At 61.0% G+C, this 18,131-nt stretch carries 21 protein-coding genes and 1 pseudogene; 12 read left to right on the top strand and 10 right to left on the bottom strand.

What is annotated here, in order from left to right; translation table 11 throughout:
• Nucleotides 1-32: 32 nt before the first annotated feature.
• Nucleotides 33-527 (top strand): OsmC family protein, encoded by a 495-nt coding sequence (locus AUC69_RS06080; protein ID WP_204377277.1) that lies wholly within the window; start codon nucleotides 33-35, stop codon nucleotides 525-527.
• Nucleotides 528-624: 97 nt separating this feature from the next.
• On the opposite strand, the gene AUC69_RS06075 is transcribed toward AUC69_RS06080, so the two are convergent.
• The 3 genes from AUC69_RS06075 to AUC69_RS06070 form a co-directional block, all read right to left on the bottom strand.
• Nucleotides 625-981 carry a hypothetical protein gene (locus AUC69_RS06075; protein WP_069441369.1) on the bottom strand — a complete coding sequence of 119 codons (357 nt, stop codon included), beginning with the start codon at nucleotides 979-981 and terminating at the stop codon, nucleotides 625-627.
• 193 nt (nucleotides 982-1,174) lie between these two features.
• Complete coding sequence (locus AUC69_RS16950) at nucleotides 1,175-1,417, bottom strand: hypothetical protein (protein ID WP_141700627.1); 243 nt, start codon at nucleotides 1,415-1,417, stop codon at nucleotides 1,175-1,177.
• A gap of 46 nt (nucleotides 1,418-1,463) precedes the next feature.
• The gene (locus tag AUC69_RS06070) at nucleotides 1,464-1,757 is read right to left on the bottom strand and encodes an HdeA/HdeB family chaperone (RefSeq protein WP_069441368.1); all 294 of its coding nucleotides are present in this window, start codon (nucleotides 1,755-1,757) and stop codon (nucleotides 1,464-1,466) included.
• 271 nt (nucleotides 1,758-2,028) lie between these two features.
• Between AUC69_RS06070 and AUC69_RS17740 the strand changes: the two genes are divergently transcribed.
• The 5 genes and pseudogenes from AUC69_RS17740 to AUC69_RS19645 all read left to right on the top strand — a co-directional run.
• Nucleotides 2,029-2,349 (top strand): hypothetical protein, encoded by a 321-nt coding sequence (locus AUC69_RS17740; RefSeq protein ID WP_193427403.1) that lies wholly within the window; start codon nucleotides 2,029-2,031, stop codon nucleotides 2,347-2,349.
• Between the two features lie 386 nt (nucleotides 2,350-2,735).
• Nucleotides 2,736-3,317 (top strand): sigma-70 family RNA polymerase sigma factor, encoded by a 582-nt coding sequence (locus AUC69_RS06065; protein ID WP_069441367.1) that lies wholly within the window; start codon nucleotides 2,736-2,738, stop codon nucleotides 3,315-3,317.
• Between the two features lie 32 nt (nucleotides 3,318-3,349).
• Nucleotides 3,350-3,820, top strand: a complete 471-nt coding sequence (locus AUC69_RS06060) for a cupin domain-containing protein (protein ID WP_141700626.1) — start codon at nucleotides 3,350-3,352, stop codon at nucleotides 3,818-3,820.
• Entirely contained in the window at nucleotides 3,732-3,962 is a 231-nt protein-coding gene (locus tag AUC69_RS19650; RefSeq protein WP_083239152.1) for a cupin domain-containing protein, read from the top strand. Before AUC69_RS06060 ends, AUC69_RS19650 begins: the two co-directional genes overlap by 89 nt.
• A pseudogene (locus AUC69_RS19645) lies at nucleotides 3,963-4,535 on the top strand (SDR family NAD(P)-dependent oxidoreductase); the annotation flags it as partial. It abuts the gene before it with no gap.
• Nucleotides 4,536-4,718: 183 nt separating this feature from the next.
• Here AUC69_RS19645 and AUC69_RS06055 read toward each other — a convergent pair.
• From AUC69_RS06055 to AUC69_RS06040, 4 genes are all read right to left on the bottom strand, one after another.
• On the bottom strand, nucleotides 4,719-5,957 hold the full coding sequence (locus AUC69_RS06055) for an SAM-dependent methyltransferase (protein ID WP_069441366.1): 1,239 nt from the start codon (nucleotides 5,955-5,957) through the stop codon (nucleotides 4,719-4,721).
• Nucleotides 5,958-5,962: 5 nt separating this feature from the next.
• Complete coding sequence (locus AUC69_RS06050) at nucleotides 5,963-6,751, bottom strand: DUF1365 domain-containing protein (RefSeq protein WP_204377276.1); 789 nt, start codon at nucleotides 6,749-6,751, stop codon at nucleotides 5,963-5,965.
• Nucleotides 6,748-8,094, bottom strand: a complete 1,347-nt coding sequence (locus AUC69_RS06045) for an NAD(P)/FAD-dependent oxidoreductase (RefSeq protein WP_244500121.1) — start codon at nucleotides 8,092-8,094, stop codon at nucleotides 6,748-6,750. Before AUC69_RS06045 ends, AUC69_RS06050 begins: the two co-directional genes overlap by 4 nt.
• An 82-nt stretch (nucleotides 8,095-8,176) precedes the next feature.
• On the bottom strand, nucleotides 8,177-8,578 hold the full coding sequence (locus AUC69_RS06040) for a DUF2177 family protein (RefSeq protein WP_069441370.1): 402 nt from the start codon (nucleotides 8,576-8,578) through the stop codon (nucleotides 8,177-8,179).
• Between the two features lie 195 nt (nucleotides 8,579-8,773).
• Between AUC69_RS06040 and AUC69_RS06035 the strand changes: the two genes are divergently transcribed.
• Both AUC69_RS06035 and AUC69_RS06030 read left to right on the top strand, forming a co-directional pair.
• Entirely contained in the window at nucleotides 8,774-9,100 is a 327-nt protein-coding gene (locus AUC69_RS06035; RefSeq protein WP_069441364.1) for a LysR family transcriptional regulator, read from the top strand.
• Nucleotides 9,101-9,125: 25 nt separating this feature from the next.
• The gene (locus AUC69_RS06030) at nucleotides 9,126-9,692 is read left to right on the top strand and encodes a hypothetical protein (protein ID WP_141700625.1); all 567 of its coding nucleotides are present in this window, start codon (nucleotides 9,126-9,128) and stop codon (nucleotides 9,690-9,692) included.
• Nucleotides 9,693-10,146: 454 nt separating this feature from the next.
• Here AUC69_RS06030 and AUC69_RS06025 read toward each other — a convergent pair whose 3' ends face one another.
• From AUC69_RS06025 to AUC69_RS06015, 3 genes are all read right to left on the bottom strand, one after another.
• Nucleotides 10,147-11,016, bottom strand: a complete 870-nt coding sequence (locus AUC69_RS06025) for a hypothetical protein (RefSeq protein ID WP_204377275.1) — start codon at nucleotides 11,014-11,016, stop codon at nucleotides 10,147-10,149.
• A 568-nt stretch (nucleotides 11,017-11,584) separates the two neighbouring features.
• Nucleotides 11,585-12,208 (bottom strand): nucleotidyltransferase family protein, encoded by a 624-nt coding sequence (locus tag AUC69_RS16135; RefSeq protein ID WP_158008037.1) that lies wholly within the window; start codon nucleotides 12,206-12,208, stop codon nucleotides 11,585-11,587.
• Nucleotides 12,171-13,172, bottom strand: a complete 1,002-nt coding sequence (locus tag AUC69_RS06015) for an XdhC family protein (RefSeq protein ID WP_069441361.1) — start codon at nucleotides 13,170-13,172, stop codon at nucleotides 12,171-12,173. Before AUC69_RS06015 ends, AUC69_RS16135 begins: the two co-directional genes overlap by 38 nt.
• Before the next feature lie 246 nt (nucleotides 13,173-13,418).
• On the opposite strand from AUC69_RS06015, the gene AUC69_RS06010 reads away from it, so the two are divergent.
• The 4 genes from AUC69_RS06010 to AUC69_RS05995 are packed head-to-tail and all read left to right on the top strand — an operon-like array spanning nucleotide 13,419 to nucleotide 18,076.
• Nucleotides 13,419-14,387: an antibiotic biosynthesis monooxygenase gene (locus AUC69_RS06010; RefSeq protein ID WP_069441360.1), complete on the top strand. Its 969-nt coding sequence runs from the start codon at nucleotides 13,419-13,421 to the stop codon at nucleotides 14,385-14,387.
• Between the two features lie 15 nt (nucleotides 14,388-14,402).
• Nucleotides 14,403-15,230 (top strand): FAD binding domain-containing protein, encoded by an 828-nt coding sequence (locus AUC69_RS06005; RefSeq protein ID WP_069441359.1) that lies wholly within the window; start codon nucleotides 14,403-14,405, stop codon nucleotides 15,228-15,230.
• 1 nt (nucleotide 15,231) lies between these two features.
• Nucleotides 15,232-15,723, top strand: a complete 492-nt coding sequence (locus AUC69_RS06000) for a (2Fe-2S)-binding protein (RefSeq protein ID WP_069441358.1) — start codon at nucleotides 15,232-15,234, stop codon at nucleotides 15,721-15,723.
• Nucleotides 15,713-18,076 (top strand): xanthine dehydrogenase family protein molybdopterin-binding subunit, encoded by a 2,364-nt coding sequence (locus AUC69_RS05995; RefSeq protein WP_069441357.1) that lies wholly within the window; start codon nucleotides 15,713-15,715, stop codon nucleotides 18,074-18,076. Before AUC69_RS06000 ends, AUC69_RS05995 begins: the two co-directional genes overlap by 11 nt.
• Nucleotides 18,077-18,131 lie beyond the last annotated feature (55 nt).

The raw sequence follows: 18,131 nt of genomic DNA, 5'->3' as shown, positions 1-18,131 counted from the left end.
CGTTAGGCGATTCCTTCAACTAGACAAACCGGATGAGGTTTTCGGTACACACAGGGCTCACGCAATATGAAGAACTCGGTCACAAGATGAAGCCATTGCCACATCTGTACGAAGTCAGCCTTTCCGGTGGTCCAACAGGTTATGCAACGCTATCGGCCGCAGGAGTCCCCCCGTTACGCTCGGCGCCGCCAAAGGAGTTTGACGGCCCTGGCGATGCATGGAGCCCTGAACAGCTCCTCCTTGCCGCCGTGGTAACGTGCTTCTTGTTCACATTCCGGGCGGTCGCGCGGGCTTCCAAATTCGACTGCGCATCGCTCGATTTGTCGGGCAGCGGGACGGTCGACCGCGTGGAAGGCACCACCCGCTTCACAGAAATTGTTCTCAAGCTGCGGCTCACACTTCCCAACAACGGAGATCCTGAGCGCGCAAAAAGGATGCTTGAGAAGGGCAAGAATGCCTGCCTTGTGACCGCCTCGCTTTCGGTCCCAGTTCGTCTAGAAAGCGAAATCGTGGTTGAGTCCGTTTAGGGTCAAAAGCCGACGTGAGACCGCACCGCCGGCATGTCCGCTCCGTGCCACTAACGGAAGTTAGGAATTCGAGTGACGCAGCCTGTCGCTGGGTCGGTTAGTAGCCGTTCTGGGGCGGATAGTCGCCGTAGTCACCATTCGCATACGGATAGTCGCCGTAGTTGCCATTCGGAGGCGGATAGGCGGCGGGAGGGTAGGCATAGGCAGGCGGAGACGGATAGTAGGCGGGAGGGTAGGCGTATGCAGGCGGAGGCGGATAGGCGGCGGGAGGGTAGGCATAGGGCACACGATAGCCATAGCGCCGGTAACGGCGACGCCAATAGGCAGCTTCCTCGACCGTCGCGGCCTCGACGTTTTGGCTGTTAAACCCCGGCATAGCTACAGGGATCGCCGTGGCGGGCACCGCCCAGACGACACCCACAATCACGGCGGCACCGAACAGCAAACGACGCATTACTCGCGGTCCTTCATTTGTGGGTCTACTATCTTGAAATTGACAATTCATCTTAACGAGTAGGCCGCAAGTTGCCGAGTGTGAGAATGACGCAGATCAAAAGGCTAGGGCTGGGCGGGCCGAATGACAGGTAAGCCGTCTTGGGAAACCGGGGGCGGCTTTTTTTTGAGGGACGCTGCCAAGCGGTTACCCACTAGGCGCGTTGCGACAACGGCCCACGCTCCCATCTGCAAACCACGTTGGCGCTTGCATGCGGATAATTCTCTTGAAAGCGTACCGCCAGCGTCTTTGCCTGCTGCACGCCAGTCTTGCGGCAGTCCTCTACACGGTCGCCGCTAACTGAGAACTCTGGCATCTGACGTGCGCTTTGATACAGCACCGCGCCAGTGTCGCAGCTGTAAACAGTTAGATAGAGCATCACGACTTTCGCAATCATGGTTGCTCCTTCACATACCTTCGTATCAGCGTTCCAGTAGCCAGTCTCAGGGCTTCAATATCTCCTGCGCCGCTTGCATCAGCGGCACGTCTCCATGTTCCACACAATAGTATCGGACCTTCTTTGCGTTAGCCTTCAACGCCTCAACATCCACGACCGTATCGCCGCGTTTGCCGCTCATGTAGCCATGCAGCCATATTGCGATAGTGTCCGGGCTTGCGACCGTATACAGGGCAAACTGTTCGCAACTGATCTTCGATATGTCGATAGTCACCTGTGCCCTAAGTGGAGAGGTGAGGAACAGGAGTAGTGCTGACGACAGAACGATGGTTCTCAGCATGAAATATCCTCTTGGGCGTTGTTACGACTATCGCATCAGTCCATACGCCGAGCATATCACCCTCGCATCACGCGCCCAAGGTGAAGCGGTTTTGATATAGGTCAGGTCGCGGTGGGTGGTGAGGTGATAATGAGCGGCTGGCCCTCTGAGCGATGGACATTGGCGCTTTGGTTTAACGATCTGCCCCACGGTCTAAAAATCCTGAGGTCATGCTGCCGCGCTCACGCGGGCCGAGGATGCGAGGATTGCGTTCCGCCGAAAGGAGCTGGTGATGAAAAATTCTTTGGCAATTGTTGTGTGTGCCGTCGCCCTTACCTTCGTGATGTTCGTGCCCTCTAGGGCGTCAGCCGGAGGTGTCAGCATCAACACCCCGGGTGTCAGCATCAACATTAACCGAGGTTACTACGGCGGTTACGGCTACCGCTACCCGCGCTATGGATACGGATACGGCTACTATCCTCGTTACGGCTATAGCTACCCACGCTACGGCTATGGATACCGTTACCCGCGCTATGGTAACTACCCACGTTACCGCTACGGCTACCCGCGTGCGCGCCACTATGTGCGCCGCGGTGTGCGCCGCCACTGGTGACCCTGATATTTGTTGCCGATGCTCTGGACACTGTCCACTCGCCAGAGCACGCTGGGGCCGCCCTGGGAAACCGGGGCGGCTTTCTCTTTGCGTGGACGCTGGCGGAGCATTATGGCCAGCGGCCATGAACAGCGCCGCATCAACAGGCCGAACACATGGCAGCTCCGACCAGCCGTGCGATAGCGCTCAAAAAACCCTTGCCAACATGGAGCCGTCCACACATGGCACTTAGCGGACATTCTTAGAAAGCGACCGCCACGTCTGCCAAGTGCCAACAACGGTCCTGCTCAGAGCCGAAAGAGTGTCCCCTTTTGGGTGATCCGCCCCGCCTTCTCCCGCGTATACTGTCGAAGTAAGTCCGCTAAGACAAAGGCTGCTCTTTGCGCATGAGCAACGCCCTATCTTCGTCCTCTCGCCCCGGTCAAGGCGAAGATGACCAGGACCTGATCAAACGCCTCGCATATGACAGCGACCGCGCGGCGTTCCAGTGCCTGTTCCTGCGCTTCGGACCAAGGGTCAAGGCACTGATGATCAAGAGCGGTGCCGACGCCGATGTGGCCGAGGACCTCGTTCAAGACGTCATGATCACCGTGTGGCGAAAGGCAGAGCTGTACGAGCCAGCGAGAGGCAGTGTCGCCGCTTGGATCTTCACCATCGCGCGCAACCGGCGCATTGACAGGCTTCGACGCCAATCCCCTCACGCGTATGAGGACATAGACGACCTGGATTTAGAGTCACCGGATGCGGACGGCGAGGAGACCGTGCAGGCGCGGCAGCGCAAGACCTTGGTGTTCGAGGCCATGGCGGAGCTGCCTCCGGATCAGCAGCGCGTGATCGAGATGTCATTCATCGAGGACATGCCGCAGGCCGACATCGCGCAGAAACTTGGCGTGCCGCTTGGAACCGTGAAGTCCCGCATGCGTCTCGCTTACGGCAAGTTGCGGGAGCGTCTGGAGGACGTAACGTGAAGATCGCACATCATCCCGACAGGGCCACTTTGATGAGCTATGCCGCTGGCAGTCTCGACGAGGCTTTCGCAACGGTCGTCGCAACGCATCTCGCCTCATGCGCGGAATGCCGCTCCCGAATCCGCGAGACCGAGGAGATCGGTGGCAATCTGCTTGAGGCCATTGACGCGGTACCGTTGGACGCAGCGGCGTTCGAGCGCGCCATGAGAAGGCTGAACGAACCGGTCGAGACCTTGGTCGAGCCCGAGCAGAGAAAGCCGTCGCTTTCCCGTCCCCTCGCCCGGCTCGTCGGGGGCGGCCTCGATGACGTTGCCTGGAAGACAGTGGCGCCTGGTGTGGCGATGCACCGGCTGCCGACCTCAAAGGCGGCGCGCGGCTCGCTGAGACTGTTGAAGATCGCCCCGGGCAAAAAAAATTCCAGAACACGGTCACGGCGGCACGGAGATCACCCTGGTCCTTACGGGATCCTACCGCGATGCGTTCGGACGGTTCGGCCCCGGTGACGTCGCCGATCTCGATGAGAATGTCGAGCATCAGCCTATGGTGGATTCCTCCGAGCCCTGCATCTGCCTTGTCGCGACCGAAGCGCCGACACGCTTCAAGAGCTTCTTTGGGCGGCTGTTTCAACCTTTGGTGGGGATCTGAGTGGCTTGCGATGCCTCGCTCCCCTGGCGCACGGTGTGGATCGTGGGCGGGAGCTCCGGCCTCGGCCTTGAGCTGGCAAAGCTGCTGGATGGACGGGTCTCTGCTGTTGCCGTATCCGCCCGCTCCGTCAAGACGCTGGAGGCTTTGGAGGCCGGATCCCGTACGATCGCAGCCTACCCGCTCGATGTGACCGACGAAGAGGCGGTGGGCCAGTGCGTGCGCGAAATCGAAGCCGTCCACGGCCCCATCGACCTCGTAGTGCTGTCCGCCGGCACTTGGGAAATCGTCAGCCCGCCCTACCTCGATGTGAACGCCTTCAAGAAATCCATGGAGGTCAACTTCATGGGGGTGGTCAATGTGCTGGCGCGGCTCCTGCCCGGCATGTCCCGCCGCCAAGACGGCCAGATCGCCATCGTCGCCTCCGTTGCCGGTTACCGCGGGCTGCCAAAAGCCGCTGCCTACGGTCCGACCAAGGCGGCGTTGATCAATCTGGCGGAGGCGCTGCGGCCAGAGCTTGCCGCCGAGGGGATCGCACTCTCGATCGTCAATCCGGGCTTCGTGGATACGCCGATGACGGCCTCGAACGAATTCCCTATGCCCTTCCTGATGCCGGCCGATGAAGCAGCACGCCGGCTCCTGCACGGACTCGAGAACAAGGACTACGAGATCGTGTTCCCCCGCCGCTTGGCCTGGGCGATGAAGGCACTGCGTCTCATGCCCAATGCCTTGTTCTTTTGGGTCGTGCGGACGTCATGCTCAAGTCTTGAGGGCACCAGCCGCCGGGCGGGTCAGCCGGTAAAGGCCGACGTCGATGACCTCGTCCAGAAACCCCGCTTCGCAATAGGCAAGGTAGTAGCGCCATTTGCGGCGGAATTCCTCCTCGAAGCCCAGCGCACCGATCTCCGGCCAGTTGGCCTCAAAGCGAAGCCGCCATTCGCGGAGCGTGCGCGCATAGGAGAATCCGAATTCCGTAACCCGCTCGAACTGCAACCCGGCCTGCTCCGCAAGGTTTGCGATGATCGTCTTCGTCGGCAGCATCCCGCCGGGAAAAATATAGCGCTGGATGAAGTCTGCTTTTCCCCTGTAGTCGTCGAAATGATCTTCGTGGATGGTGATTGCCTGAAGCGTGGCGATGCCGCCCGGCTTGAGGCGGTCGCGAATGGTGCGGAAGAATAACGGCCACCGGTCCTCGCCTACGGCTTCAATCATCTCAATCGAGACGAGCCGGTCGAACTGGCCTTCCGTATCGCGGTAGTCCTGCAATTCGAAAGAGCAGTTAGACAGCCCGCCCGCCTCCGCCCTATCCTCGGCCCAGACCCGCTGCTCATGGGAAAGCGTGATGCCAGTCACGGCGGCGCCGTTGTCACGCGCAGCACGCAGTGCAAGCGCCCCCCAGCCGGAGCCGATCTCCAACAGACTCATGCCGGGTTCGAGGGCCAAGGATTGCAGGATTGCCTGCAACTTGGCCTCCTGCGCCTCCTCGAGCGTTGCCGTGCTCTCGCTGAAGAGCGCGCTCGAGTATACAAGTTCGCCATCCAGCCATTTCTCGAAGAAGGCGTTGCCGAGATCATAGTGCTCCGTGATGTTTCGGCGGCTACCGCGGCGGCTGTTCTGCCGCAGCAAATGCCAGAGCCGATCCACAATGCTGTGCCTGAACAGGCCGCGGCCGGACTTCTCAAGTGCGGCGCAGTTGCGGACGAAGAAGCGGAACAGACCAAGCAGATCCGAGCACTCCATATCTCCGGCAATGTAGGCGTCGGCGAAGCCGAGCGTTCCACGACGGAGCGATTTGGCAATCACGCGATAGTTCTTGAGCCGCAGGACGGCATCGTAGGGCCGGTCTTGACCGAATGTGATCCGGCGGCCATTCGGCAGCTCGATCATCAGCGAGCCACGCGGCTGCCAGGCGAGCCGGCGCGCGCCGACTCCAACCACAAGACGTGTGAACAGGTCGGGGCGCCGCAAGCGAGCCGCTGCGAGCGTATTATCAGTCATCGTTCCTAGTTCTCTCTCGGTGTGGGAATGAAGGCGATAGCAATCTCGGGCGGTGGCGGCCGCTTGGTCAGCCGCAACCCCTTGAGCCAGAGCTTCACCGCTTCGAAGTGGATGGCGCCCATCACTTTTACCGAAAGCCAGCCCGTGCGCAGAAGAGCGGCCGCCAGGGTTGCGTCGGTCAGGTCCGACCGTATGCCCCGGAAATATGCCTTCAGCACCGGCCCCTGATCGTTGTCGAGAGCAATGCCGATAGTGATTTCCTCGCCGGGCGGCGTCACATGAAAGCTGTAACGCCCTTCCACGCTGTTGAAGGGGGAGACGTAGAACGCCTTGCAGCAGTTCTGGCTCACCGTGTTTGTGGCGGCGTCTTCGGGCACCGGAATGACATAAGACTTGCGCTCGCCGAACGTGTTGTTGACCTCATAAACGATGAGTTTGGGGCGCGCTTCCGCGTCCATGCCGAAATAGACCGTAACCGGATTGAAGCCGTAGCCCAGCACGCGCGGATAGCAGAGCATTAAAAAGCGTTTGATCCCGACCTGACCGCTTTGCGCGGCGATCCTTTGCAGGTAACCGCGCAGTGCCGTTCCGTCACCGTGATCGTTGTCATACAGGCTCAACAGGTTGAAGCTGTTATAGGAGAACAGCCGAAGCCGCCGATCGAGCACCGGCAGTTGCTCGCAGTCGAGTAGCAATGAGAATACACGGTAGCGCAGCACGTGCTGAATGGGCCGCAGCCGCTTGTGGGTCACGACACCGTCGTAAAGCGCGGAGGCGCACGTTGCTGACATCATTCGGCCGCCTCAAGTGGGACGTGTTCCGTGTCCATCACCACATCCGTCACTTGGATACGGTCCGACTCCCCCGCAACGGACCACGGGCGCCGCAAGCCTCCGAGCTGCTCGGCGACGGCCAGCCCGCTTTGCAAACCGTCCTCGTGGAAACCGTAGCCGAAATAGCTCCCGCAGAACCAGGTGCGCTGCCTGCCCTGCAATGACCATAGACGGGCTTGAGCCCTGATGGCCTCAGCGGTGAAGACCGGATGATCGTAATCGATCACGGCGTCCACTGCCTTGGGATGGATTTCCCGGGACGGATTGAGGGTCACGAACAGATCGGTCGAGGTCGGCAGGCTTTGCAGGCTGTTCATCCAATAGGTGACGCAAAGCGCGCTCTCAATGCCCCGCCCCTGTTTAAGGTAATTCCAGCTCTCCCAGAGACGCCGGCGCCGGGGCATGAACCGCTTGTCGCGATGCAGTACGGCACGATTGCGTTCGTAGCGGAATTTCTCGAGAAGTTCGGTCTCCTGCTGCGTGGCATCGCCAAGCATGTGCAGCGCTTGGTCGGCATGGGTGGCGATCACCACGTGATCGAACAGGCGGACCACCCCTCGCTGATCCTCGATGTGCACGCATGTCGGGGTGCGTCCCACGCGGCGGACAGCAGCACCGCTCGTCACTTGGATATTACCATCGGCGATCAGGCGGTCGACATAGGATTTGCTGCCGCCCGATACCGTCCTCCAATCGGGCCGGCCATTGGCATGCAGCATGCCGTGATTGTCGTAGAAATTGACGAGTGTGCTGGCCGGAAAATCCAGCATGCCGGACATGGGCGTGGACCAGATTGCCGCGCCCATGGGTAGGATATGATCCTCGATGAAAGCCGCTGAGTAGTGTTCCTCGGCCAGGAAGTCGCCGAGCGAAATTCCTTCCCGATACGCCGCGAGCCTGTCGCGCGATGAGCGGAAGAACCGGAGCAGGTCGGCGACGAGACGCCACTGCCGTGGCCGCAAGATATTTGACGCCTGGCCAAACAGCCCAGCTAGTCCGCTGCCCGAATACTCGAAAGCGCCGCCGTCTGCCGAAACGGCGAAGGTCATGCGCGTGGGCTGGGTGACGATCCCGAGGTGACCGAACAAGGCCGTCAGGTTTGGATAGTTGAGCTCATTATAGACGATGAACCCGGCATCCACCCGCACCCTTCCGTCGGAGGTCTGAACATCGATCGTGTGGGTGTGACCGCCGAGGCGCCCTTCCTGCTCAAACAGGGTCACACGATGGCCTCGGGAGAGCAGCCACGCTGAGGATAGGCCAGAGATGCCTGAGCCGATCACCGCGATGTTCAGAGGAGCCATTTTCATCGATCCGTTTGAGACCCAACCGTCACGATACGCATGGGGCGGAGTGTCGGATCACTCACTTGGCGTGCAAGCGAGCCTAGCCACTCACAGCCCGCGCTGCCGCGTAGCCGAGGAGCGACGCTGTTCCCGTAAGCAGCGTGCCCCAGGCTATGTCGACGAACGTGACGGAAAGGCTCCACCCCTTGAGGGTCGCGAGATTGGTCATGTCGTAGGTGGCGTAGGTGAAGAACCCAAATAACGCCCCATACAGCAAGGCCGTCTTCCACGACCCAGTCTGCAAAGCTGGCAGGACGGCGAAGATCACGATCCCCACAACAAAGACAAGATAGAAGCCGATCGCCGCCACCATGTTGAACTGATCAAGCAGTAGCGCGCCGATTTCCTGTCGATAGAAGCCCTTAGCGACGAATCCGAGCCAGAGAAAATCTAGAAGTAGAAATCCGGCAGCGGCAGCAATGTAGGCAACGAAGTAGGTCATGTGGCGACACCCGAGGCTCTTGGCTTGCAACATGATACGGCGGCCCAGTCTTGATGGATCACTATGCACAGTCACGGACTGTTGAACGGCTCGGTGTGATCCGCGGGCCGGGCGCGAGGCGTAGAGTGCTTATTGCGATTCGTAAGGCCTAGCGATGGCATCGTTCCAAAATGAAATTGAGGCTTAGACTTGCGGATGAATGAGTGGGTGCAGAAGAAGTCTCTCTCAGCAGTACCGCTGAATGGACTTCTCGCATTCGAGGCTGTCGCACGGCACATGTCGATCAAGGCGGCCGCGGTCGAGCTCAGTCTTACCCCGTCCGCAATCAGCCATCGCTTGCGCCTGCTCGAAAAGGTTCTTGGATGTAAACTGGTGGGGCGCGTGGGTTCACGGCTCGAACTCACCGAAATCGGGAAGTCACTTGCGTCGCCGCTTACCGACGGCTTCGAGCAAATTCTGCATGCGGTGGAAGGTGTCAGGCGTCACCAGCCGCCTAGCAGCGAAGTCCCGGTCCATGATTGAAGGGAGGCAGTGAGCTATGATTAGCATGCTCGTCAATACACTCGTCGGTCTGGTTGTCCTGGGCACGCTCGCCCAAAGTGTGATCGCCGACACGGGACAACGACAGGAGCAGAAGGTCGAACAACCGGTCATGATCGAGAGGTCAGCGGAACCGAGCCTCTGGCTTCGATTGATTACCGACGATGGCCGCAAGGCGGTGGCGCCACCGACAAAGCTCGCCATCATCGCCTGCCGGGTCAATAGCGGGTCTCAGGAGGGCACTGCGACCGGAGCGGAGCGAGAGCTCGATTGGCAACTACCGGTCGAGTGCATGAGAGTCGTCGAGACGGTGACGGATGCCGCAGCCCTAAGCAATCTCTGGCTCCGGCAAATGACGCCGAATCTCGCGGACTATGGAACCTGCGCTGAAGTCAGCATGGCCTATGCGCCAACATGGGAAGCAGCACACCGAAACTGGGTGATTGTGAAGGTCGGCTGCCCCACCGAACTCGTCGACGGGAACGTCGTCGGCTGGCACATGCCGGAATGTCAGGGCACGCTGCCAGGTACGGACTATCCTCTGCGCTGCCGCTTTGATCCAAGCGAAATCTGAGGCGCTTGGGGCTTTGTCACGTTATCGACGTTCAGTCGCGGTGAATGTAGCGGGCAACAGGCGTCATGCGGTGGCGGATGACCCGGCCCAAGTGCGGAATGAACCGGCGCGAAGCTCCTTGAAGTGCGGTCGGCGCAGCAGATGACGTTGATGGGTGAATGCGTTGAATGTGGCGGCATGGATGGCAAGGAAACGTTGGGCTGAGCCGGGTGATTTGAACCGCTGCAGTTTTCGTTCTCGACGTCGTATCGGCTGATGCGAGTTCTCCGCCCTATTGTTTGCTCGCAATCCCTGTGTGTACCGAAAACCTAAACTCGGACGTAATGGTGATGAAGTCCGGCAAGGATCGCGTGCGAACTAATAGCTCCGGTGCGGTGAACGGGGCGAGAGGCCGGCGCATCTTTCTCCAATGACCGGTGCGTTCGGATGGCGTTGTAATAGCGAGCATAGGCTTTCAGGATTCGGCGCAGATGCGCCTCACCCAAGACGACGAAATGATCCACGCACTCGCGCCGATCGATCCGATCAGCCGTACAGCAAAGCCGTTCTGCCAAGGCGAGGCTGGTGCAGTAGGTTTGTCCCGAATGCCCATGGCCCGCAATCGGCGCGTGACGATGGTCCCGTAGATCCGATCCCGATCGCGAATGAGATATTGCGGGGCATCATCCCAAGGAAATGCCTCCGTTATTTGACGCGCAATCCATTCTGCTGTCGGGTTTGTCGTGACGTTGATCCAAACGAGATCTCTGCGGTCTAGCCGAACGATGACGAAGGCATAGAGCAGGTTGAAGCCAATGGTCGGGACAACGAACAAGTCCATGGCGGCAATGTCCGGCGCGTGATTACGCAGAAAGGTGCACCATCCCTGGCTCGGTGGGCCGCGTCGCTTGACCATGTACTTGGCGACGCTCGACTGTGCGACCTCAAACCCGAGCTTGAGCAGTTCGCCGTGGATGCGTGGCGCTCCCCAAAGCGGGTTCTCGATGCTCATCCGCCGGATCAACGCACGGAGGTCAGATTCGATCTGCGGCCGCCCTCCCCGTGAGCGCGACTTCCAACACCAATAGCTGCGAAAGCCCGCCCGATGCCAACGCACGAGCGTCTCGGGGCGAATGATCGATAGGACCTGCAGGGTCGACGGAAACCACCGATAGAGCTGGACCAAGAACCAGCGATCGTTGTTCGTGAGCTGGATCCGGCCCGGCTCCTTACGCCGCAAAACGATCAACTGATGCCGAAGTGCCGCGTTCTCTGCTTCAAGCCGGCTCTTCGACTTGAATGGCGAGGCCAAGACGGCCAGGAGAAAGCAGAGCAGCGCTAACATTCTGCTCTGACGTTAGGTGATTCCTTCAGCCGATCAAATGCGGATGGGGTTTTCGGTACACACACCGGATTCCGCGGGGAAGTCGGCCACCTCGCCAGAGCATAACAATACCTCTATATCAATGACTTAGTGTGGCTGTGCTGGAAGGCTGCAGCGAACGCGTCTCTGCCGTCAAAGTCCCTGATATCCGGGAAAATACAGGGAATTTCGTCGGAATCAGTTTGTGGAGCGCCCCTGGAGCGCTTGCTACGCAAGGATTGCGGGCGGAATTCCCTAGTGAGCAGATCAGGGAATTTTTAGCTGCGAACAGCGAACCATTTCTCGGGCAAAAGGGACCGCCCTCGCCTCTCGCTGAATTTCGACCCCCGCCGGGTAACGGAGATAGCGCCGTTTTCTGCTCCTGACCTCGGCTTCGGTGTTGATTCCGGAGGCAGGAGCAAGGCGAACATTCCCTCCCTTAGAGTGTCTGCTAAGCGGACTTGGGGCTACCCGGCAGAGTGTCTCTTATGCCAAGCCCGGGACACCGAGCGTGTCGAAGCACTCGATTTAAAGGTTCCTGATTTAGAATCTAGCCAGGCAGATCGTCCGGGACATCGATATCGCGAAGCGCTTTCTCATCGCTCGTGAGCACCGGGCAGCAGAATTCGGCGGCTTCGTTCAGCACACTTTTGGCGCCCTCGGGTCCGCTTAGGCTTTTCAATCGGTCGAAGAAACGGCGTGGCCAGAGCACGGGATTTCGTTGTTCCCCGCTGGGCGTCGCCGGGAAAACAACCGACTTCCCATGACAGTCGCGGAACGTCGCACCAAGCCTCTCGATCAGTTCGGGGGCCAGAAACGGCATGTCGCCCTGGACGATGGCGACGCCATCGGGCCTGGCGGTAAGCCCCGCGACGCCACGCGCAATCGAGCGGCCCATGCCGTCGCGCCAGTCCGAATTGTATAGGACTCGAACGGCTAGCCCCTCAAGGGCTTCCTCGATGGCTTCGGCGTCATGGCCTGTAACGACGAGCACCTCTTCGATGCAGCCGGCGCCGAGTAGCGCCTCCGCTGTGACCCGTACCATCGGCCGTCCATCGATGTTCGCGAGAAGTTTGTTGTGGCGTCCGAAGCGTGAGGAGCAACCTGCGGCGAGCAGATCGCGGCCAGCTTGACCATCAGTTTGCTCCGCGCGCGACCTTGACGATTTCGGCAAGGATCGAGACGGCGATCTCAGCAGGTCCCTTGGCGCCGATGGCAAGTCCGACCGGAGCGTGGATGCGTTCGAGCTGGTGGTCTGCGAAGCCGTCCGCGCGCAAGCGTTCGAGACGCGCGGCATGAGTCTTCTTCGAACCGAGCGCGCCGACATAGAAGCAATCGGACCGCAGCGCCGCGGCAAGCGCTTCGTCGTCGAGATGCGCAGCGTGGCTCAACGCAACGATGGCCGTGCGGTCGTCGATGGTGAACGACGGATCGGTCCAGGTCTCGATGACGGTCACAGCGCCGAAGCGCTTCGTCGTGGCGAATGCGGGGCGCGGCTCGACGACGGTAACGTCATACCCCACACGGGACGCGATATCGGCAAGGACTTGGCTGATATGGGTCGCGCCGGCGAGGACGAGGCGGACGGAAGGCATCCAGACGAGCACGAAGGTTTCTCCTTCGGCCAGCGTGACGACCCCGCTTTCGCCGCTTGAAATTTGCGCCATGAGTTTGGGATCCGCGGCCGATTGGAGATCGACGAGACGGCGCTCTGCCGTCTCGAGATTCGTCGCGATCGCGACCCCGTGGCGCGACCGGCGGGCGTCGAGAATGAGATCAAGAAGGCCCCGGTCCGAATGCTGTAGCGGTTCGATGAAGACCTTGATGGTACCGCCACAAGGTAGCCCCGCTCGCCATGCGACGTCGTTGGCAATTCCGAACTCGAGAACCTTGGGCTTGGCGCTTGCGATGACGTCCTGTGCCTCGGTGATGACGTCGACTTCGACGCATCCGCCCGACACCGAACCTTCGAAACGGCCGTCAGGCGTGACGACCAACTGTCCGCCAACCGGTACTGGCGCGGAGCCCCAGGCCGACACAACGGTTGCCAACCCGATAGTGTCGAAAGATTCGAGCCAATGGCGTGCGGTGGAGATGGGTTCGACGGCTGCGAGTCGCTGTGGCTCCACCCTGTTCATCCGCGTTCCCTCGGGAGGTCGAACATGAGGTCTGGCAGTGTCGGTCCCAGGAACTTTCCTGCTAACGCTCGCCCCGCACATCCTCCGCTATGTGGTGCAATTCGTCCAGGCTCGAGCCGGCTGCCGGCCCCTGTGAAGCCATCTCAAGGGCCTTGCAGCCCTTCCGCGTTGCTCTTTCCCGAGCGAGATGGTCTGATACCGGGATGATTCTGTGTCGGTACGAGTCGAACCCCTCGATTGCGAGCCATGCAAGCAGGGCCTTCCATTCTCACCGTCACCTACCCGGTGCGCCCCGATCAAGAGCATAGCTTTCGTGACTGGCTTGCGGCGTTGAACGAATCCGCCTTCGCGGCGTCGGGCTTTCTCGGAATGGGTACCGATACGCGCCAAGAGCGCCCGACGGAAATCGAATGGTGCGTCACCTATAAGTTCGACACCGATGGCGAGCGCGATGCGTGGAGGACCTCCGCTCCGCGCGTCAAAGCGCATGCCGAAGGCAGCGGGCTGCTGACTTCTCCGCCGCAGGAGAGGCTCGGCTTCGAGGAAGGGCGGGCCCGGTCTCTGATGGTCGTGCGCTCGCAGATATCGCCGGATCAGGAAGCTGAATGGCATGCCGCGCAGGCCAGGTTTCAGGCCGCGGTCGCGAAAAGCCCGGGCTTCGACGGAGTCGATGTCTTCAAGCCCGCAACGGGCAGCGATGTTTGGACGACGGTCCTCTCGTTCCGGACCCAGGAGGATCTCAACCGCTGGGAGGAGTCGCCCGAGCGGCGGGCGCTTCTCGATGAATTCGCCATAGACCGGCGAGACGAGGTGATCGCGACCCCTAGCGCCTATGGGCAGTGGTTCAGTGCCGGGGCGGCAGCCGAGTCCCCGACTTGGAAGCAGGCAATGGTCGCGCTGCTCGTGCTTTTTCCCCTGGTGACGGTTTACGACATGACGCTTGGCAATGCCGCCGGCGGAGGGCTGAAGGTCGACGGTCATTTCGTGTTCGGAGGACTGGGGCTGCCGTTTCCGTTTGTGGTTTTCCTGGGCAATGTGGTGGGTACCATCCTGCTCAGCTGGGTCCTCATGCCCGTGGTGATCCGGGCCTTCGATTGGTGGCTCAATCCCTTTGCGACAGGGGCGCAAACCGTGCGCGGCACGGTACTTCTCGTGATCGGCTACGCTGTCGAAGTTTCATTAGCCATTTTCATTTATCAAACCTGGGGGTTCTAGGAGTTGAATGGCCGCATGTTCATTCAAGCCATAACTCTGGACGAAGCTCTGAAAGCCAGGGCGAGACATCCCGCAGCGCGATTTGTCGCCGGCGGAACCGCGACGATCCCGGACCAGAATCTCGGACGGTTCCAACCCGATGGCTATATCAGTCTCCGCAGGATTCCCTCTCTCAAGAAGATCGAGAACACGAGAGACGGCCTCTTCCTTGGTGCGGGTTGCACGATGGCCGATCTGCTGACCAATCCGCTTGTGGAAGACCAGCCCATGATCCGGCTGGCAGCACGAACGACGGGAACACGCCAGCTTCGCTCGCGCTCGACGGTCGGTGGAAATCTGTTCACGACCCGGACGGACCGCACATTGCCGCCATGTCTGCTTGCGCTCGAAGCGGTTGGGCATTTCGTTTCCGCCAGCGGCGACTCCAAACGCGATCTCGGTGAGGCGCTGCGCAATCCCAGCGCGGAGCCGGAGATTCTTGTTGGCGTAACGGTGCCGCCGACGGCCGGTTTCCAGGATTTCACACGCGTCGCTCCGCGGAACGGCGCAGGCAACGCGACGGCGAGCGTGGCGCTGTGCGTCGACCCCGAGCGCAAAGCCGTCCGCCTTGGACTTGGCGGAGCGGGGCCGGTGGCCATGCGGGCCCCGGAGGCTGAGCAGTTCGCCAAAAAAGCCATCGACTGGGAAGGTGGAAGCGTCAGCGAAACCATGGCGCGAAAATTCGGTGACATCGCCGCCGATCACTGCGACCCACCGGAAGATGCGATCGCGAGCGCAGCCTACCGCCGCCACGCGATCAAGGTGATGGCGCGACGGATTCTCGAGCGAGCCTTGGGAGGATAGCATGCATAACGGCGAGACGCTCAGCTATCCGCTGAGGATCAATGGGACCGAGCACGAAATTTCGGGCGCCCATTACACGGAGACCTTGCTCGAGGTCCTGCGCTACCGTTTGACGCTTACCGGAACGAAGCAAGCTTGCGAGGAAGGCGCGTGCGGCGCGTGTACCGTGCTCATCGACGGCCAACCGGTCAATGCGTGCGTCGAACTCGCCGCCGAAGCCGTTGGTTCCGAGATCATGACGATCGAGGGCTACAACCGCCCCGATGGTTCGCTCACGCGTCTACAGCAGGCATTCGTCAAACATGCGGGCGTCCAGTGCGGCTATTGCATTCCGGGCTTCATCCTCGCGGCCGAAACGTTCTTGAAGGAACACCCGAAAGCGACGGTCGACGACATCCGCGAAGGGATGGATGGCAATCTCTGCCGTTGCACGGGATACAGCGCGATCATCAATGCCATTGCCGAAGTCGCGGATGGAAATAATGCATCCTGAACGCCAGACCGATCCCGAAGCCAAAGGTATCGGCACGTCCAGCCGCCGGCCGGACAGCGATGCGAAAGTACGCGGAGAGTTCGAATACGCGCCCGACCTTAGCGAGGACGGCATGTTGTGGGGCGCGACGTTGCGTTCGCCCCATGCGCTCGCCCGCATTCGTCGCGTGAATTTGAATCCCGCCAAGGCCATGTCCGGCGTCCATGCGGTGCTTGGGGCCTGGGATGTTCCCATGAATCTCTGCGGCGCCGTCAATCACGACACGCCCATTCTCGCCGACGATTGGGTCCGCTATGTGGGCGAGCCGGTGGCCGTCGTGGCGGCGGAGACGCCCGCACTTGCCCGCCGTGCGGCCACCGCCATCGAGGTCGAATACGAACCCGAAGCGCCGGTGACCGATGCCCTCGAAGCGCTAAGAGCCGGCAAGGTTTTCCGCCGCGTCGCTCTCCACTGCGGCGACCCTTCCGTGGTCGGCGAAGTCCAGGTGGAAGGCGAATACATCACGCCGCGGCAAGACCATTCCTTTCTCGCGCCCGATGCCGGAATCGCGCGGATCGACGGCAATGGCGGGGTGGTGCTTACCGGCGCGACCCAATGGGTGCATGCGGACCGCGAACAGATCGCGGCCTGCCTGGCGATGCCGGAAGAAAAGGTTCTGGTCGTCAATTCCGGGGTAGGCGGCTCGTTCGGGGGCCGCGTTTCCATGACGTGGCAGGTGCACGCAGCTTTGATCGCCTTGCAGACAGGTCGTCCGGTGAAATTCGTCTATTCGCGCAAGGAAACGTTCCTTGCGCGCTATCACCGCCATCCGAGCCGCATCTGGGTGCGCCATCACGCGAACCGCGACGGAACCCTCGTTAAACTCGAGGCCCGCATCCTGTTGGAGGACGGTCCTTACAGCCATACCGCCGCGAGCGGCATCGGGAATTCGTGCTCCTTTATTCAGGGGCCTTACCATATTCCGAACGCCGACATTCAGGGTTGGGCGGTCGCCACGAACAATGGCATGTGCGGCTCGATGCGCGGCTTCGGCGTGGTCGAACCGATTTTTGCCTGTGAGGCGAATCTGGACAAGCTGGCGCGGACACTCGGGATGGATGGTGCCGCGTTGCGCCGCAAGAACGCGATGAAGACGGGGGACCAGTGGACCTTTGGGCAGCTTCAGGAGGGGCCGGCGCCCGTGGCCGAGCTCATCGACGCCTGCCAGGCGATGCCGCTGCCGCCGGAGTTGAAGACCGATGCGCCGCTTGCGCCCGCGGCTGTTCCCGGCGGCCTCGCCTCGCCGACCCGCGGCAAGGACATTCGGCGTGGGGTGAGTGTCTCCGCTGCCGCCAAGAATACTGGAATGTCCGAGGCCTGCCCGGTGAACACTACCGCTATGATTAGCCTTCATGACGGCGTGGCCTCGCTCGAGTGCGCCGCCGCCGAAGTCGGGCAGGGATTCATTACGTGCGCGATCCAGATCGTGCAGACGGCGCTCGGCGTGAGCATCGTGCGGCTTGGCGGGTGCGACACCACGATGCCGCCCGCCTGCACGACCGATGCGCAGGAACAGACGATGACGTCTGGTCCCGCCGTGTATCTCGCCGCCGCGCGGCTGAAGGAACGGTTTCTGACATTCTACGGTCACGAACACGATGTCGATCCCGCCACGCTCGATGTGCGCGACGATTACGTGGTCTCCGCTGTGGATGGCAGCCGGCTGGCGAGCGTTGCGGAAGCCGGGATGGGACTGGTCTTCCGCGCCACGGAGCGGTTTGACCAGCGCCAGACCTGGCCGCTGAACGAAGTCGATGCCACTCATCCTGCCCATGTGGCGCTGACATTCTCGGCCAATCGCTGTGTCGTCGATGTCGATCCCGAGCTGGGGCTCGCGCGCGGCGTGCAGATGGACGTGGCGCAATATGGCGGGCGCATCGTGAATCCCGTCCAAGCCCATGGTCAGATCGCAGGCGGGTCGCTGATGGGGCTTGGCTTCGCTCTTTCGGAAAGCCTCGATTATACGGACGGGCAACCGGCCAACGGGGACTGGGGCGGCTACCTGATTCCAACTCTGGCCGATGCGCCGCTCGTCAACTGTGAGTTTCCCGATTTGCTGGAGCCGGGGATTCCGCAAGGGTTTAATGGCATTGCCGAGATCCCACATGTCCAAGCGCCCGCTGCCGTGCTCTCAGCCCTTCGCGCCGCGACCGGCCACGAATTGCCGCGAGCGCCTGCGACTCCGGCGCGGATTGCACAGGTGGAGAAGACTGAGCCCATGCGGCTTGGCGATGTGGAAATGAAGGCGCATTCCGGGACCGCTGACGTGCGGATCGGCAAGTTCCTGCGATTCCAACTAGTCAAGGAAGACTGAGCTGTGTGTACCGAAAACCTAGACTCGGACGTAGTGGTGATGCAGCCCGCCGAGG

Source organism: Methyloceanibacter superfactus (genome assembly GCF_001723305.1).
In the GTDB taxonomy this organism is placed as follows: Bacteria; Pseudomonadota; Alphaproteobacteria; order Rhizobiales; family Methyloligellaceae; genus Methyloceanibacter; species Methyloceanibacter superfactus.
The sequence above is the reverse complement of the archived record's forward strand: the minus strand, read 5'-3'. Positions and strand labels throughout refer to the sequence as shown.